Here is a 15,449-nt window from a genome sequence, read left to right as displayed (position 1 = left end):
GGAGCCGCACGTGTCACTGCCCCGCGCCCCTTCGGGGCGCCGGGCCGGACCTGAGAGACTCACGCAATGGACGTCGAACTCCCCGTACTCGCCTTCCCCCTCCGTACCTATGGCCCCGACGGCCATTGGTCGTACGAGGACGGAGTGCTCACCGGCTGGGCAGGCCCCCGACAGGACCGCTTCGTGCCGCCCACCGGTGAGAACCTGGACCCCGCCTCCGACGCGCCCCGGCTGCTCGGCGCGCCCGAGGGGGACTTCCAGCTGATCGCCCGGGTCACGGTGGGCTTCGCGGCCTCCTTCGACGCGGGGGTCCTCTACGTCCACGTGGGGGAGCGGGCCTGGGCGAAGCTGTGCCTGGAGTACTCCCCGGACGTGCCCACCGTCTGCACGGTGGTCACCCGGGGACACTCCGACGACGCCAACTCCTTCACGGTGGACGGCAGCTCCGTGTGGCTCCGGGTGAGCCGCACGGGTCGCGCCTTCGCCTTCCATGCCTCGCGCGACGGCGAGCACTGGACCTTCGTGCGCCTCTTCACGCTGGGCGACGAGAAAGAGACCGGGGCGGCTCTGGTCGGTTTCATGGCCCAGTCGCCCATGGGCGAGGGCTGCGTGGTGACGTACGACGGCATCGAATTCCGCCCGAACTGGCCGCGGGACTTGAGAGACGGCAGCTGATCGCCCCCGCCGTCCCTGAAGGGGCACGGGGAACTGCGCGACAAGCCCCCGCCCACCTGCGGCCGAAAGGCCGTCAGGGGTCGGGAGGGGCCGAGGAGGCGAAGAAACCCCTAGCGAGTCACCCGCAACCCCCACGTCGCCCCCGCCGTCACCGCCAATAGCGCCGCGCTCAGCGTGAGGCTGATCCGTAGTCCCGACGCGAAGCCCCCGGAGACCAGGGAACCGAAGGCCGCGATGGCCAGCCCGCCCGCCACCTGGCGGGCCGAGTTGAGGACGCCCGCCGCCAGCCCCGCCCGGTCCGAGGGCACCGCGTCCATCATCGCGGCCGTGAGCGGAGGGATCGTCAGGGCGCATCCCAGGGCCATGGGGACCAGGAGCAGGGCCACCAGAGCGGGCGGGGTCGACGAGTCGACGTACAGCAGGACGAGCAGCCCCACCGCGGCAAGCGACTGGCCGAGCAGCATCGGCAGGCGGGGCCCGAAGCGCCCCGCCAACTTGCCCGCCGCGATGTTCGTGACCGCGATCAGCCCGGTCATCGGCAGGAACATCAGCCCCGCGTACAGCGCGGAGCGGCCTTGGACCTGCTGGAAGAAGAGGGAGAACAGGAACACCACTCCGTAGAACGCCACGCTGCAGGCGGCGCCCGCGGCAACCGCCACGGTCACGCTCCGGCTGCGGAACAGACCGAGCGGGACCACGGGATGCGTCTGCCGCGCCTCGACCCGCAGGAAGACCAGGGCCGCGACGACCGCCACGGCCAGGGCGGCCGACCCCGTCCCACCGCCCTCGATGACCGCGAACGTCAGCGCGGTGAGCGCGACGACCGCCGTCAGCTGGCCGGGCAGGTCCAGCGGTGCGGGACGGCGCTCCGAGCGTGGCGCCCGTACCAGCAGCGCGAGAGCCACCGCGCCCAGCGGCACGTTGATGAAGAAGATCCCCCGCCAGTCCCACACCGTGGTCAGCGCACCGCCCGCGACCGGTCCCAACGCCACCGCGACCGAACCGCCCGCCGCCCACAGCGCCACCGCCCGCGCCCGCTGCGCGGCGTCCGGGTACGCCTGCCGCACCAGCGCCAGCGAGGCCGGCAGCACCACAGCCGCCGCCACGCCCTGCACGGCACGCGCGCCGACCAGCACCGGCAGACTCGGCGCAAGACCGCATGCCACCGACGCCAGTGTGAACCCCGTGATCCCGATCCCGTACGCCCGGCTCGCCCCGGCCCGGTCCGAGAAGGCCCCCGTGGACAGCATCAGCGCCGCGAACGCCAGCGTGTACGTGTCCACCACCCACTGGAGCCCCGACATCCCGCCCCCGAGCGTCGCCCCGATCGACGGGAGCGCCACGTTCACCACGGACGCGTCGAGCGTGATCAGCGCGAAGCCGAGCAGGGCGGCGGTGAGGGTGAGGGCGGGCGACGGGTTCAACAGGGCTGCAGTGGCAGGGTGTTGAGCCTCGACCCACGGTTTCTCGGTAGCCGGTTTCGTTGACATGCCCCCCATGCTGCGGACCTCCGTCGGCTTACAGTAGTGGCCTGAATGCCATACACCCGGAGGTTCTGGCCATGGTCGCCGCACAGCGGAAGCCGCACCGCATCGCCGTCATCGCCCCTTCCCCCGTCTCGATGTTCAACCTCGCGATCCCCGAGCTCCTCTTCGAGAAGGTCGAGTTGGACGGCGGCCCGGGGTACGCACTGGTCGTCTGCACCCCGAAGCCGGGCCCGATCGCCACCACCGGCGGGCTCGACCTGCACGTCGGGCGGGGCCTGGACGCCGTACGCGACGCGGACACCGTGCTGGTCGCCGGCACCGGACAGCGGTACGCGCCCGATGCGGCCACCGTGGCCGCCGTCCGCGAGGCCGCAGCCGCGGGCAAGCGGATCGCCTCCATCTGCAGCGGGGCCTTCGTACTGGCCGAGGCCGGACTGCTCGACGGGCGCAGCGCCACCACGTACTGGGAGCTCGCGGACGAGCTGCGCAAGCGGTACCCGGCGCTCGACCTCAAGGGTGACGTCCTGTATGTGCAGGACGGTCAGATCATGACCTCGTCCGGGTACGCCGCCGGAATCGACCTCTGCCTGCACATCATCCGGACCGACTACGGCGCCGCGGCCGCCAACCAGGTGGCGCGGCTCGCCCTGGTCGCCCCCGTGCGTCCGGGCGGCCAGACCCAGTTCACCCAGACCCCGCTGCCGCCCGAGCGCGGCGAGGCCTGCGCCGACACCCGCGGCTGGGCCATGCGCAACCTCGACAAGCCGCTCACGCTCACCGACCTCGCCCGGCACGCGGGCGTCAGCGTGCGCACGCTCACCCGCCGTTTCCATGCCGAGAGCGGGGTCAGCCCCCTGCAATGGCTCCTCCACCAGCGCATCGAGCGTGCCAGGGAACTCCTGGAGACGACCACCCTCCCCATGGACCAGGTAGCCCGCGCCTGTGGTCTCGGCACGGCCGACTCGCTGCGCGGCCATCTGGTCCGCCGCACCGGCCTCACCCCGAGTGCCTACCGCGCCCAGTTCAGCCGCCTGGGAACCGCGGTCCTCTCGGGAGCGTCCTCGGCTGCATGATCCAAGACCGTGTGAATCAGGTGGGCCGGGTGATCAGAACCGCGCTCCCCGCCGAGGCCGAAGCCATCGCCGCCCTGCATGCCCGGGCGCGGGCGACGTACTACCCGGACGGGATCCCGCAGGACGGCACCGACTGGCTCGCAGCCTGGCAGAGCGTCATCGAGCGGCCGGACGGACACGTGCTGTGCGTCGTCGAGGAGGGCCGGATCACGGGCATCGCCTCCTTCCGCACCCCCGAGGGCGCCCCCGCAGAAGCGGTCAAGCTCTTTCAGTTCCACGTCGACCCCGACCGCTGGCGGGGCGGCATCGGCACCGCGCTGCACGCCGCGTGCGTCGAGGAGTGGCAGGCCGACGGCAAGCGCGCCGCCGTCCTCGACGTGCACGTCGACAACCGGCGCGCCCAGGCCTTCTACGCCCGCCTCGGCTGGACTCCCGATCCGGAGAACCCGCCCGCCGAGGGTGACCACCACCTGTACCTGCGCTTCTCCGTGACCGGGGAGTGACCGTCTCCCCGACCGGGGAATGAGACCAGCCGCTTGAACGTTCACATACAGACGTCCCTGGAGGGTGTCCCCGTACCCCGTATCCGTACGACCTGGAGAGAGCCGAAGACATGCGCGTCGAGATCTGGAGCGACATCGCCTGCCCCTGGTGCTACGTGGGCAAGGCCCGCTTCGAGAAGGCGCTCGACGCCTTCCCGCACCGCGACCAGGTCGAGGTCGTGCACCGTTCGTTCGAGCTCGACCCGGGCCGTGCCAAGGGCGACATCCAGCCGGTCATCAGGATGCTCACCAAGAAGTACGGCATGAGCGAGGCGCAGGCGCAGGCCGGCGAGGAGAACCTGGGCACGCAGGCCGCGGCCGAGGGTCTGGAGTACCGCACCCGGGACCGCGATCACGGCAACACCTTCGACATGCACCGCCTGCTGCACTTCGCCAAGCAGCAGGGCAGGCAGGACGAGCTGATCGGCCTGCTCTACAAGGCGAACTTCGCCGAGGAGCGCACCGTCTTCGACGACGACGAACGGCTCGTGGAGCTGGCCGTCGCCGCCGGGCTCGACGCCGACGCCGCCCGCACGGTGCTCGCCGACCCGGCCGCGTACGCCGACGACGTGCGCGCCGACGAGCGCGAGGCCGCCGAGCTGGGCGCGAACGGGGTGCCGTTCTTCGTCCTCGACCGCAAGTACGGCGTCTCCGGTGCCCAGCCCGCCGAGGTCTTCGCGCAGGCGCTGACCCAGGCATGGGGCGAGCGCCCGCCGCTCCGGCTGATCCAGGACGGCTCCGCCGACGCTCAGGCCTGCGGCCCGGACGGATGTGCGGTGCCGCAGAGCTGAAAAGCCCAGGTCGGAGCGCACGTATAAGCACCTCTTAGCGGTTCCACGCAAAAATCGGCAATGGACGGGGGGTTCCTGGGACCGCAGAGTGGTCCCATGGAGACCTTCGAGAGCCTGGTACGTGCCGAGTTCGCCCCGGAGAACACCTACCTGAACACCGCGAGCACCGGCCTCCTGCCGGCGCGCACGGTGACCGCCATGCGCGCCGCCGTCGAATCCGTCGCCGCCGGCCGGCCGGCCGACATGTTCGCGGACGTCGAGGCCGCACGCGCGTCGTTCGCCCGGCTGGTCGGCGTTCCCGCGGGCCGGGTGGCGGCCGGGGCCTCGGTCGCCGTCTACAGCGGGCTGATCGCCGCCTCGCTGCCGCAGGGCGCCGAAGTCCTCACCGCCGAGGCGGACTTCAGCTCCGTCGTGACCGCCTTCCACGTCCGCGGCGATCTCAAGGTCCGCGCCGTGCCGCTGGAGCGGATGGCCGAATCCGTACGCCCGGGCACGGCGCTCGTCGCGGTCAGCGCCGCGCAGTCCGCGGACGGGCGGGTCGCCGATCTGGAGGGGATCCGCGACGCCGCGCGGGCGCACGGGGCCCGTACGTACATCGACGCGTCCCAGGCCGCCGGATGGCTGCCCGTGCGGGCGGACGCGTACGACTACGTCTCCTCCGTCGCCTTCAAGTGGCTCGTCTGCCCGCGGGGCGTGGCCTTCCTGGTCGTCCCGGAGGACCTCGGCGGGCTCACCCCGGTGTTCGCGGGCTGGGTCGCCGGGGAGGCCCCCTGGGACAGCTGCTACGGCCCCGTCGAGGAACTCGCCCACTCCGCACGGCGGTTCGACGAGAGCCCGAGCCTCTTCTCGTACGCCGGTGCCCGGCACTCCCTCGCCCTGATCGAGGAGCTGGGCGTGGCGCACGTACACGCCCACGACCTCGCCCTCGCCGGCCGTTTCCGTGAGGGTCTGCACGCCCTGGGCCACGAAGCGATCCCCGCCCCCGGCTCACCGATCGTCTCCGTGCCCGGACTCGGCCACCGCCAGCCCGACCTGAGCCGCGCGGGTGTCGAGGTGTCGGACCGTGCGGGCAACTTGAGGGCCGCCTTCCACCTGTACAACACGCCCGCGGATGTCGACCGGCTGCTGGACGTCCTGTCGGGCTGAGGGGTTCGCCCTCTGGCGCGGGGTGCGGGAGGGCGCTAGGAAGGCTCCACGAGGTGGTGGTGCCGGTGGATCCGACGCTCACGGACGCCGAGCTGCATCGGCGGCTGGTGTACGGGGACGAGACCGCGCTGGCCGAGGCGTACGCCGCGTACGGCGGGCTCGTGCGACGGGTCGCCGTCCGGGTCACGCGCAGCCCGGCCGGCGCCGAGGACGTGGCGCAGGAGGTCTTCGCGCAGCTGTGGAGCAGGCCGTACGCCTTCGCCCCGCGCCGTGGCTCGCTGCGCACCTGGCTGTCCATGCTCGCCCACCGGCGGGCCGTGGACTGGGTGCGCAGCGAGGCCCGGCACCGCAAGGACGCCCGCGCGGACGACTCGGCGCTGCACGCCATCCCCGACGCCTCACCCGGCCCCGACGAGACGGTCGTCGACCGCGAACGCTCGCTGCTGCTGCACACCGCCCTCGCCGAACTCCCGCAGCCACAAAGGGAAGTCGTCCACCTCGCCTACTTCGCGGGCCGCACCTACCGGCAGGCGGCCGTGGAACTGGGGATCCCCGAGGGCACGGCCAAGACCCGGCTGCGCTCCGCCCTGCGCAAACTCGCCGAATCCCTGGCCGATCCACCGGATCCGGCACTGGAGAGGGGCGCGTGATGGCGGCGCGAGTGGGCCCGGCCGGGCCGGGCGTGCGTAGGGTGGGCACAGCGGGGCGAGGTGCGGCCACCATGCCGGCCGTGACCCGGGAGGGCGGCATGTGATGAGCACCGACCACGAAGGCGTACGGGACCTGCTGGCGGCCTGGGCCGTCGGCGCGCTGACCCCCGCCGACCGGAAGACGGTCCCTCTGCACCTGGCGGAGTGCGAGTCCTGCGCGGCGGAGGCGGAACGGCTGCGGGAGACGGTACGGCTGCTCGACGGCGCCCCACGGCCGCCCCTGGCGAACGACGCTCCGGCCGGCATCGACGGCGTCCTCACCGTCGCCCTGCGCGCCCGTCCCGCGGCACCTCGCGTGGCCTCGCACGCCGCCCCGTACGCCGCCGCAGTCGCCGGACTCCAGGCTCTGCTACGGGAGTTGGACGGCCACGGCCCCTGGGGTACGCCGGTCGTGCACGACTGGGACGTGCACGCCACGGTGGCCCACCTGATCGCGGCGGACGAGCCGCTGGCACGACGACTTGGCCTGGCGGCGCGGGTGCCGGAGTCCCGGGTCGCGGAGGGGACGGGATGGGCGGACGCCTGGGCCGCACGGACCGCGGACGTGATCGCCTACGAGCAGCGACGTACGCCCGAGGAGACCGTCGCCACGTGGACCGCGCAAGCCGGCGCGCTGCTGGCGACGCCCGAGGCGAGGGATCCCGAACGGGCCACGCACGCCACCACGCTGATGGGCGTACGGCTGCCCGTCGCGGACCACTTCGTCGTGCGGGCCTTCGAGGCGTGGATCCACACCGACGACATCGGGCGGGCCCTCGGACTGGCCGTGCCGCCGCCCCCGGACCCGCACCTGTGGCAACTCGTCCGGCTCGCCGTCCGCATCCTCGGCCTGGCACTGGGACCCACGGCACCACCGGTGCTGTTCGCGGTGACCGGGGGAGAACCCGACGCCCAGTGGGTGCTCGGTTCCGAGGACGAGCCCGTACGCGCGGAACTCGTCCTGGATCCCGTCGACTTCTGCCTGTTGGTGGGCGGGCGGTACGCACCCGACGAGGTGCCCCGGGGCGCGGCGGGGGACGACGCCGCGATCAGGGACGTGCTGGGGCGGGCTGCCTCACTGGCGTGGCTGTAGGCCCGGCACCCAGGTGAAGTGCCGGGCCCGCACGCCAATTACCGCACCGGCGTGAAGTCCCGAGCTCCGGTGCTGTGTCTGATTGCGGCTTCGCCGCGGGTCGGCTTCGCCGCCGACCGGAACAGAGTTACCGCACCGGCGTGAAGTCCCGAGCCCCGGTGCTGTGTCTGATTGCGGCTTCGCCGCGGGTCGGCTTCGCCGCGGGTCGGCTTCGCCGGCGACCGGAACAGGGTCACCGCACCGGCGTGAAGTCCCGAGCTCCGGTGCTGTGTCTGATTGCGGCTTCGCCGCGGGTCGGCTTCGCCGGCGACCGGAACAGAGTTACCGCACCGGCGTGAAGTCCCGAGCCCCGATGAACTCGGGCCTGCGCACCGGCGCCGCGAACGGCTCCACGGCCGCGTTCTCCACGCTGTTGAACACGATGAAGACATTGCTGCGCGGGAACGGGGTGATGTTGTCCCCGGAGCCGTGCATGCAATTGCAGTCGAACCAGGTCGCCGAACCGGCCCGGCCCGTGAAGAGCTTGATGCCGTGGCGGGTGGCGAAGCGGGTGAGCGCCTCGTCGGACGGCGTGCCCGCGTCCTGCATCTGCAGCGACTTCTTGTAGTTGTCCTGCGGTGTGGCCCCCGCACAGCCGAGGAAGGTCTTGTGCGACCCCGGCATGATCATGAGGCCGCCGTTGGTGTCGAAGTTCTCGGTCAGGGCGATCGAGACGGACACGGTCCGCATGTTCGGCAGACCGTCCTCGGCGTGCCAGGTCTCGAAGTCCGAGTGCCAGTAGAAGCCGCTGGCTCCGAAGCCCGGCTTGACGTTGATCCGCGACTGGTGAACGTAGACGTCCGAGCCGAGGATCTGCCGGGCCCGCCCGACCACGCGCTCGTCACGGACGAGACGCGCGAAGATCTCGCTGATCCGGTGCACCTCGAAGACGGACCGGATCTCTCGCGACTTCGGCTCGACGATGGACCGCTCGTCGGCACGGATCGCCGGATCGCCGACGAGCCGCTCCAACTCCTGCCGGTACACGGTGACTTCGTCCTCGGTGATGAGCTCCTCGACGGCGAGGAAGCCGTCACGTTCGTACGCCTGGAGCTCGGGGACCGCGATCGGCCCCGGCTCGCCCGGCGCGCTCCACACGACCGGGTCCTGGCGGGGCGCGGACACCTCGGTGGCGCCGCGGCTGGGGTAGAGATCGGTGAGGGTGGTCATGCGGTTGTCACACCTCCTCGGGTTCGGTGAGCAGGGGGTAGACGCCGTTCTCGTCGTGGTCCTCCCGTCCGGTGACGGGCGGGTTGAAGACGCAGATACAGCGGAAGTCCTCCTTGATCCGCATGGTGTGCCTCTCATGGCCGTCGAGGAGGTACATGGTGCCGGGCGTGATCGTGTACTTCCGCCCGGTCTCGTCGTCGGTGAGCTCGGCCTCGCCCTCGACGCACACGACGGCCTCGATGTGGTTCGCGTACCACATCGATGTCTCCGTACCCGCGTACAGGATCGTCTCGTGCACGGAGAAGCCGACCTTCTCCTTGGCGAGGACGATGCGCTTGCTCTCCCAGGTGCCCGAGGCCGACCTGACATGCCGGTCGGTGCCTTCGATGTCCTTGAACGAACGGACTATCACGGTGGTGCGATGCCTCTCTCTCGTGGCTCGGGGTGTGTGTCAGGCGGTTTCGCGTACGGCGCGGGCGAGGGTGCGCAGCCCCTCGTCGAGCTCGTCCGGGGTGATGGTGAGCGCCGGGAGGAGCTTCATGACCTCGCTCTCCGGCCCGGACGTCTCGATGAGCAGCCCGAGTTCGAAGGCGCGTTGCGCGATACGCCCCGCGCGCTCCTTGTCCGTGAACTCCATGCCCCAGACGAGTCCTCGCCCCCGGTACTCCTTGACGTCGGCGAGGTTCTCCTCGGTGATGGAGATCAGCGCCTGCTCGATCTGCTCGCCGCGGGCGCGGGTCTGCTTCTCCATGGCGGAGCCGTCGGCCCAGTACGCCTCCAGGGCCGCGGTGGCCGTGACGAACGCGGGGTTGTTGCCGCGGAAGGTGCCGTTGTGCTCGCCCGGCTCCCAGATGTCCAGCTCGGGCTTGAACAGGCACAGGGACATGGGAAGCCCGTACCCGCTGATGGACTTGGAAACGGTCACGATGTCGGGCACGATGCCCGCTTCCTCGAAGGAGAAGAACGCTCCCGTCCGTCCGCAGCCCATCTGGATGTCGTCGACGATCAGCAGCATGTCGCGCCGCGCGCACAGGTCGGCGAGGGCCCGCAGCCACTCGGGCCGCGCGACATTGATGCCGCCCTCGCCCTGCACGGTCTCGACGATGACCGCGGCGGGCTGGTTGAGCCCCGATCCCTGGTCCTCGAGCAGCCGCTCGAACCAGAGGAAGTCGGGGACCTGCCCGTCGAAGTAGTTGTCGAAAGGCATCGGAGTGCCGTGCACGAGCGGAATTCCGGCGCCGGCCCGCTTGAAGGCGTTGCCGGTCACGGCGAGCGACCCGAGGGACATCCCATGGAAGGCGTTGGTGAAGGACACGATGGCCTCGCGTCCCTTCACCTTCCGCGCCAACTTCAGCGCGGACTCCACGGCGTTGGTGCCGGTCGGCCCCGGGAACATGACCTTGTACGGCAGATCGCGCGGCCGCAGGACGAGATTCTGGAAGGTCTCCAGGAAAGCGCGCTTGGCGGTCGTCGACATGTCGAGCCCGTGGGTGACGCCGTCGCGCTCCAGGTAGTCGATGAGGGCTCGTTTGAGTACGGGGTTGTTGTGCCCGTAGTTCAGCGACCCCGCACCGGCGAAGAAGTCGAGGTACTCGTGCCCGTCCTCGTCGTACATCCGGCTGCCCTGCGCCCGGTCGAAGACGGTGGGCCAGCCACGGCAGTAGCTGCGCACCTCCGACTCCAGGGTCTCGAAGACGCTCAGGTCGGGCTGGGTGATACTCACAGCGAATCGCTCCTCGAAGCGTGGGGGAGAAGGAGACCGGGGGAGGTCAGCGGGAGAGGGGGCCGATGCGGTACAGCACTTCGGGATCGTGCGGTCCGTCGGGGAACTGCTCGGCCTGGAACAGCACTTCGCGCTCCACGGTCGCGCCGTGGCGTCGCGCGTACGACGTGAACAGGCGCTCGGAGGCGGTGTTGCCGGGCGTGATCGTGGTCTCGACGGTGGTCGGCGCGTGCTCGCTCTCCTCGGCGACCCGCGCGGTCAGCCCGTCGAGCAGCGCCGCGGCGAGCCCGCGCCCGCGGTAGGCGCCGTCGACGGCCACCTGCCATACGAGCAGCGTGCGCGGGCGCTCGGGCCGGACGTACCCGGTGACGAAGCCGACGGGCGTCCCCTCCGCGTCGCGCGCCACCGCCGATGTGCCGGCGAAGTCACGGCACCAGAGCAGATAGCTGTACGAGGAGTTCAGATCGAGGGTTCTGGAGTCCTTGGCGATACGCCAGAGCGTGGCCCCGTCGGCCACCTCCGGACGGTCGATCCGAAGGCCCTCCGGCATTTCCAGGAATTCCGCTTGCAGGTCTGCGTGTGCGGCGGTCATGCGGATTGAATTTACCGAGCGAAAGCTCAAATTGCATCGTCGGTCGGGGTTACGTGCGGCGCGCCCATGTGTTATCGCGCGCCCGCGGAGGCGCGTGAGCGGGTGGCGATAACTCCCGTTTTGACCGGGAAATAGGGGAGGAAACGGGCGGGGTGTGGAGTGCGTCACAGCCGTGTAATGGCCACGAGACCTGCCCGAATTACGTCGATTGGCGTTCGCGAAATCTTTGCGTTTAGGCATCCGGAAAGCGGGCAGAAGAATACGGGAAGCTGTGCTGGATTAATTACTGGACAGGCGGGTGAGGAATCTCTTTTCTGCGGGATTCGCGCCGGAGTTTTTTTCGCCCCCGCTGCCCCTGACTCATTCCCGTCCCCCGAGGCTGCGCCCCGGACCCGGCTAAAAAGTGGCGCAGTTCCCCGCGCCCCTTTCAGGGGCGTGGGGAACTGCGCGTACGGGGTCAGGGGCGCAGCCTCGGGACGGGCAGGCGTGGCGGGGGCGACGAAACGCTCGGGCCTCAGCCCCACACTCCCGCCACGGCCCTCCGCGCCCCTTCCAGATCCACCGAAACGCCGAACTCGGCCAGCGCGGCCCCCAGCCCCGCAAGGCCGGAGTGGACGACTCCCCGAGTCGCGTCGGGCCCGTAGTGGTTCACCCGGATCATCTCCTTCGCGAGCGCACCCCCACCCGCGACCAACGGAAGCACCGGATCCGCGGCCAACGCCTTCGCGACCAGCGCCGACGCGTCGACCCCCACCGGCACCCGCAACGTCGTGGCGACAGGCGCGGCGTCGGACGCCGCGTACACATACGGCTCGAGCCCACCGCCCAGGGCGACGGCCCCCGCCCGAGTCGCCGCCGCGGCCGAGGCGTGGCGGTCCATCACCGCGTCCAGCCCCTCACCCTCGATGCGCTCCACGCACGCCTCGAGCGCCAGCATCTCCAACTGCGCCGGCGCGTGCAGCAGTGCCTTGCGGCCGCCGTCGACCCACCTCTCCTTCCAGTCCAGCAGGGAGAGGTACGAGCGACGCGGCGCCGCCGTATTCGCGGCCATCCGCGCCCACGCCCGCTCGCTCACCGACACCGCCGACACGCCCGCGGGGCCGCCCATCGCCTTCTGCGCCCCGATCACGCACAGGTCGACACCCCACGCGTCCGGCAGCACCGGCTCGGCGCCGATCGACGCGACCGCGTCCAGGTAGAAGAGCGCGCCGTGCTCGCGCACGACCTCGCCGATCTCCGCGACCGGATTGGTGTTCCCGGTGGCGGCCTCCGCGTGCACCAGCGACACGAAGTCGATCGACGGGTGCTCGGCGAAGGCCTCGCGGATCTGCGCGGCGGTGACGGCGGTGTGGAAGGGCACCGCCAGATCGATCACGGTCGCCCCGCAGTCCCGCAGCCAGTCCCCGAAGGTCTGCCCGTACGGACCGGTGATGACGTTGAGCGCGGTCGTGCCGGGTCCGGCCGTCGCGCGAATGGCCCCCTCCAGCGGGAGCAGCGCCTCTCCCTGCATGATCACGACGTCCTGCTCGGTGGAGAGCAGTCGGGCCACGCGGTCCTCGATCGACGCGAAGTGCGCGGCGCTGAGCGGCGCCAGGTCCAGGAAGGGGTGGGTCACGGCGGTGCTCTCTTCGCTCACGGTTCCGATGCGCGGGTGCGCGTTTCCAGCACGCGCGTGCGCGGATTCGAGCGTAACCGGGGGTCCCGTGGGTCCTGGACGCGGTGGGGGAGGGGCCCGTCGGTCAGTGGCCGGGCCCGGGGCGGACGATCCCGCGCCACGCCCGGCGAGAACGCGGCCACGAGCCGCCGGGCACCGGCACGAGACCGCCGGGCCCCTCCCGGCAGCAGATCTGAGGCCGCACGGCCCGGCAACCATCGGATTGATTTGAGCAACTCAAACCTTTCCTTATAATCGGAACCCACAGTTCCCCCACAGGAGGTCCCCCGTGAACTCGGTCCTTGGTCGCCGGACCCGCATTCTGGCCGCCACCACCGCGACGGCCGGGCTGCTGCTCGTGGCCGGATGCTCCTCGGACAGCGGAGGAGGCAAGGCCACCGCCAAGGGGGTCCCCCTGGTCAAGGCAGGCCAGCTCACGACCTGCACCCACCTCCCGTACCCGCCCTTCCAGTCGGAGATCGACGGCAAGGTGCAGGGCTTCGACGTGTCGCTGATCGACCTCGTCGCCAAGAACCTGGGTGTGAAGCAGACCATCGTCGACACGCCCTTCGAGAACTTCAAGACGGGCGCGTTCCTCAATTCCGGCCAGTGCGACCTCGCCGCGGCCGGCATGACGATCACCGCGGAGCGCAAGAAGAACGTCGACTTCTCCGACCCGTACTTCGACGCGACCCAGGCCGTCCTGGTCGACAAGAAGAGCGGCATCAACTCCCTCGCCGATGTGAAGTCCAAGGGCAAGAAGCTCGGCGCCCAGGCGCAGACCACGGGCGAGGACTACGCGACGAAGCAGGGCTTCGACCCGGTCTCCTTCGAATCCTCCGACGCGGTCCTCAACGGCCTGCGCACCGGCCAGGTCCAGGCCGTCATCATCGACTACCCGGTCGTCCAGGGCTGGCTGAAGGACAAGGCCAACGCCGACGCCTTCAAGGTGGTGGGCAACCTCAACACCGGTGAGCAGTACGGATTCACGGTGAAGAAGGGCAACATCAAGCTCCTCGCCGCCATCAACGAGGCGATCAAGGACGCGAAGGCCGACGGCACGTACAAGAAGCTCTACGAGCAGTGGATCGGTCCCTACGAGGCGTCCGCGGCCTCCGCCGCCCCGTCCGCCTCATGAGCGGTGCCGACGCACAAGTCCAGCCCCGCAAGTCGGGCCTGACCCGACGTCAGAAGCGCACCCTGTCGCGTGGCGCGCAGTACGTCGTCTTCGTCGCCGCCGTGATCGCCTTCGCGGTCACGGCCGACTGGGGACGGCTGCAGAACCAGTTCGCGCAGTGGGATCTGGTCAAGCAGATGTTCCCGGACGTCATCACGCTGGCGCTGAAGAACACCGTGCTCTACACGATGTCCGGCTTCGTGTTCGGCCTCGTGCTCGGCATGGTCATCGCCCTGATGCGGCTGTCCCCGGTGGGCCCCTACCGCTGGCTCGCCGGCATTTACATCGAGATCTTCCGTGGCCTGCCCGCCCTGTTGATCTTCGTCTTCGTGGGCGTTGCCGTGCCCTTGGCGTTCCCGGGTACGGAGATCCCCGGCGGTACGTACGGCAAGGTGGCACTCGCGCTCGGCCTGGTGTCGGCCGCGTACATGGCGGAGACGATCCGCGCGGGCATCCAGGCGGTGCCCAAGGGGCAGATGGAGGCGGCCCGTTCGCTGGGCTTCTCGCACGCCCGGGCCATGGTCTCGATCATCATCCCGCAGGCGTTCCGCATCGTGATCCCGCCGCTCACCAACGAACTCGTCCTCCTCTTCAAGGACTCCTCGCTGGTGCTGTTCCTCGGTGTCACCCTCGAGGAGCGCGAACTCACCAAGTTCGGGCGCGACCTGGCCAGCCAGACCGCCAACTCCACGCCGATCCTGGTCGCGGGCCTGTGCTATCTGCTGGTCACCGTGCCGCTCGGCTTTGTCGTGCGCCGCCTGGAGGCCAAGGCCGGGGAGGCCACCAAGTGAGCAGTACTCCAGAGATCCAAGTCCGGGACCTGTACAAGTCCTTCGGTGACAATGAAGTCCTGCGCGGTATCGACCTGGAGGTCGGACAGGGCGAAGTCGTCTGCGTCATCGGGCCGTCCGGCTCAGGCAAGTCCACGCTGCTGCGTTGCGTGAACCTCCTCGAGGAGCCCACCAAGGGCCAGGTCCTCGTCGGCGGTACGGAGGTGACGCACCCCGACGTCGACATCGACGCCGTACGCCGCCGCATCGGCATGGTCTTCCAGCAGTTCAACCTCTTCCCGCATCTGTCGGTGACCGAGAACCTGACGCTGCCGCAGCGCCGGGTGCTGCGCCGGGACAAGGAGGAGGCCGCCCGGATCGCCGCCGAGAACCTGCGGCGGGTGGGCCTGTCGGAGAAGGCCGACGCGTACCCGGCCTCCCTCTCCGGCGGCCAGCAGCAGCGCGTCGCCATCGCCCGCGCGCTCGCCATGGGCCCCGAGGTGATGCTCTTCGACGAGCCGACCTCGGCGCTCGACCCCGAGCTCGTGGGCGACGTACTCGCCGTGATGCGGATGCTCGCGAACGAGGGCATGACGATGATGGTCGTCACCCACGAGATGACCTTCGCGCGTGAGGTCGCCGACCGGGTCGTCTTCATGGACGGCGGCGTGATCGTCGAGGACGGCACGCCCGCGCAGGTCATCGGCAACCCGAGCCACGAGCGCACCCGCCACTTCCTGTCCCGGCTGCTCGACCCGGCGATGGCGGACGTGGAGGAGACCGAAAAGGGTCCCTAGCGCTCCGCCGTTCGGCAGGAATTAGGGTGCC

The 15,449-nt window shown here is 70.6% G+C and carries 16 protein-coding genes; 10 read left to right on the top strand and 6 right to left on the bottom strand.

Annotated elements, in window-relative coordinates; all coding sequences use genetic code 11:
• Nucleotides 1-66: 66 nt before the first annotated feature.
• Nucleotides 67-675 carry a DUF1349 domain-containing protein gene (locus OG390_RS12100; RefSeq protein WP_406167366.1) on the top strand — a complete coding sequence of 203 codons (609 nt, stop codon included), beginning with the start codon at nt 67-69 and terminating at the stop codon, nt 673-675.
• Between the two features lie 110 nt (nt 676-785).
• Here OG390_RS12100 and OG390_RS12095 read toward each other — a convergent pair whose 3' ends face one another.
• Nucleotides 786-2,174 (bottom strand): MFS transporter, encoded by a 1,389-nt coding sequence (locus OG390_RS12095; protein ID WP_406167364.1) that lies wholly within the window; start codon nt 2,172-2,174, stop codon nt 786-788.
• Nucleotides 2,175-2,236: 62 nt separating this feature from the next.
• Here OG390_RS12095 and OG390_RS12090 point away from each other — a divergent pair, with 62 nt between their 5' ends.
• From OG390_RS12090 to OG390_RS12065, 6 genes are all read left to right on the top strand, one after another.
• A complete protein-coding gene (locus tag OG390_RS12090; protein WP_406167362.1) occupies nt 2,237-3,235 on the top strand; it encodes a GlxA family transcriptional regulator in 999 nt (332 codons plus the stop codon).
• A complete protein-coding gene (locus OG390_RS12085) occupies nt 3,232-3,738 on the top strand; it encodes a GNAT family N-acetyltransferase (protein ID WP_406167360.1) in 507 nt (168 codons plus the stop codon). Before OG390_RS12090 ends, OG390_RS12085 begins: the two co-directional genes overlap by 4 nt.
• A 110-nt stretch (nt 3,739-3,848) precedes the next feature.
• Nucleotides 3,849-4,568 carry a DsbA family oxidoreductase gene (locus tag OG390_RS12080; protein WP_406167358.1) on the top strand — a complete coding sequence of 240 codons (720 nt, stop codon included), beginning with the start codon at nt 3,849-3,851 and terminating at the stop codon, nt 4,566-4,568.
• Between the two features lie 60 nt (nt 4,569-4,628).
• The gene (locus OG390_RS12075) at nt 4,629-5,714 is read left to right on the top strand and encodes an aminotransferase class V-fold PLP-dependent enzyme (RefSeq protein ID WP_406167356.1); all 1,086 of its coding nucleotides are present in this window, start codon (nt 4,629-4,631) and stop codon (nt 5,712-5,714) included.
• Nucleotides 5,715-5,767: 53 nt separating this feature from the next.
• Nucleotides 5,768-6,364, top strand: coding sequence for an RNA polymerase sigma factor (locus OG390_RS12070; protein WP_406167354.1), 597 nt, complete (start codon nt 5,768-5,770; stop codon nt 6,362-6,364).
• A gap of 103 nt (nt 6,365-6,467) precedes the next feature.
• Nucleotides 6,468-7,496, top strand: coding sequence for a maleylpyruvate isomerase family mycothiol-dependent enzyme (locus OG390_RS12065; RefSeq protein WP_406167352.1), 1,029 nt, complete (start codon nt 6,468-6,470; stop codon nt 7,494-7,496).
• Nucleotides 7,497-7,817: 321 nt separating this feature from the next.
• Here OG390_RS12065 and thpD read toward each other — a convergent pair whose 3' ends face one another.
• The 5 genes from thpD to OG390_RS12040 all read right to left on the bottom strand — a co-directional run bounded on the left by thpD (nt 7,818) and on the right by OG390_RS12040 (nt 12,635).
• Nucleotides 7,818-8,705 (bottom strand): ectoine hydroxylase, encoded by an 888-nt coding sequence (gene thpD / locus OG390_RS12060; RefSeq protein ID WP_406167350.1) that lies wholly within the window; start codon nt 8,703-8,705, stop codon nt 7,818-7,820.
• 7 nt (nt 8,706-8,712) lie between these two features.
• On the bottom strand, nt 8,713-9,117 hold the full coding sequence (locus tag OG390_RS12055; protein WP_189187471.1) for an ectoine synthase: 405 nt from the start codon (nt 9,115-9,117) through the stop codon (nt 8,713-8,715).
• Between the two features lie 39 nt (nt 9,118-9,156).
• The gene (gene ectB, locus OG390_RS12050; protein ID WP_399077544.1) at nt 9,157-10,428 is read right to left on the bottom strand and encodes a diaminobutyrate--2-oxoglutarate transaminase; all 1,272 of its coding nucleotides are present in this window, start codon (nt 10,426-10,428) and stop codon (nt 9,157-9,159) included.
• Between the two features lie 46 nt (nt 10,429-10,474).
• Nucleotides 10,475-11,020 (bottom strand): diaminobutyrate acetyltransferase, encoded by a 546-nt coding sequence (ectA, locus tag OG390_RS12045; protein WP_406167347.1) that lies wholly within the window; start codon nt 11,018-11,020, stop codon nt 10,475-10,477.
• A 514-nt stretch (nt 11,021-11,534) separates the two neighbouring features.
• Nucleotides 11,535-12,635, bottom strand: coding sequence for a pyridoxal-phosphate-dependent aminotransferase family protein (locus tag OG390_RS12040; protein WP_406177628.1), 1,101 nt, complete (start codon nt 12,633-12,635; stop codon nt 11,535-11,537).
• Between the two features lie 328 nt (nt 12,636-12,963).
• Between OG390_RS12040 and OG390_RS12035 the strand changes: the two genes are divergently transcribed.
• Genes OG390_RS12035 through OG390_RS12025 form a run of 3 tightly spaced genes read left to right on the top strand, consistent with a single transcriptional unit; the run spans nt 12,964 to nt 15,418 of the window.
• Nucleotides 12,964-13,812 carry a transporter substrate-binding domain-containing protein gene (locus OG390_RS12035; RefSeq protein ID WP_406167345.1) on the top strand — a complete coding sequence of 283 codons (849 nt, stop codon included), beginning with the start codon at nt 12,964-12,966 and terminating at the stop codon, nt 13,810-13,812.
• Nucleotides 13,809-14,642 carry an amino acid ABC transporter permease gene (locus tag OG390_RS12030; RefSeq protein WP_406167343.1) on the top strand — a complete coding sequence of 278 codons (834 nt, stop codon included), beginning with the start codon at nt 13,809-13,811 and terminating at the stop codon, nt 14,640-14,642. The genes OG390_RS12035 and OG390_RS12030 overlap by 4 nt, the downstream gene beginning before the upstream one ends.
• Complete coding sequence (locus tag OG390_RS12025; RefSeq protein WP_406167341.1) at nt 14,639-15,418, top strand: amino acid ABC transporter ATP-binding protein; 780 nt, start codon at nt 14,639-14,641, stop codon at nt 15,416-15,418. The genes OG390_RS12030 and OG390_RS12025 overlap by 4 nt, the downstream gene beginning before the upstream one ends.
• The last annotated feature ends 31 nt before the right edge of the window (nt 15,419-15,449 follow it).

The sequence above is a fragment of the Streptomyces sp. NBC_00996 genome, from assembly GCF_045162675.1.
GTDB lineage: Bacteria > Actinomycetota > Actinomycetes > Streptomycetales > Streptomycetaceae > Streptomyces.
Note: the sequence above shows the minus strand (reverse complement) of the source record. Positions and strands in the feature narration are given on the sequence as shown.

Bases quoted from the DNA above. Each gene is read 5' to 3' on its own strand.
- OG390_RS12100 (WP_406167366.1), top strand. From the start codon at position 67: ATGGACGTCGAACTCCCCGTACTCGCCTTCCCCCTCCGTACCTATGGC.
- OG390_RS12095 (WP_406167364.1), bottom strand. From the start codon at position 2,174: ATGGGGGGCATGTCAACGAAACCGGCTACCGAGAAACCGTGGGTCGAG.
- OG390_RS12090 (WP_406167362.1), top strand. From the start codon at position 2,237: ATGGTCGCCGCACAGCGGAAGCCGCACCGCATCGCCGTCATCGCCCCT.
- OG390_RS12085 (WP_406167360.1), top strand. From the start codon at position 3,232: ATGATCCAAGACCGTGTGAATCAGGTGGGCCGGGTGATCAGAACCGCG.
- OG390_RS12080 (WP_406167358.1), top strand. From the start codon at position 3,849: ATGCGCGTCGAGATCTGGAGCGACATCGCCTGCCCCTGGTGCTACGTG.
- OG390_RS12075 (WP_406167356.1), top strand. From the start codon at position 4,629: ATGGACGGGGGGTTCCTGGGACCGCAGAGTGGTCCCATGGAGACCTTC.
- OG390_RS12065 (WP_406167352.1), top strand. From the start codon at position 6,468: ATGAGCACCGACCACGAAGGCGTACGGGACCTGCTGGCGGCCTGGGCC.
- thpD (WP_406167350.1), bottom strand. From the start codon at position 8,705: ATGACCACCCTCACCGATCTCTACCCCAGCCGCGGCGCCACCGAGGTG.
- ectA (WP_406167347.1), bottom strand. From the start codon at position 11,020: ATGACCGCCGCACACGCAGACCTGCAAGCGGAATTCCTGGAAATGCCG.
- OG390_RS12030 (WP_406167343.1), top strand. From the start codon at position 13,809: ATGAGCGGTGCCGACGCACAAGTCCAGCCCCGCAAGTCGGGCCTGACC.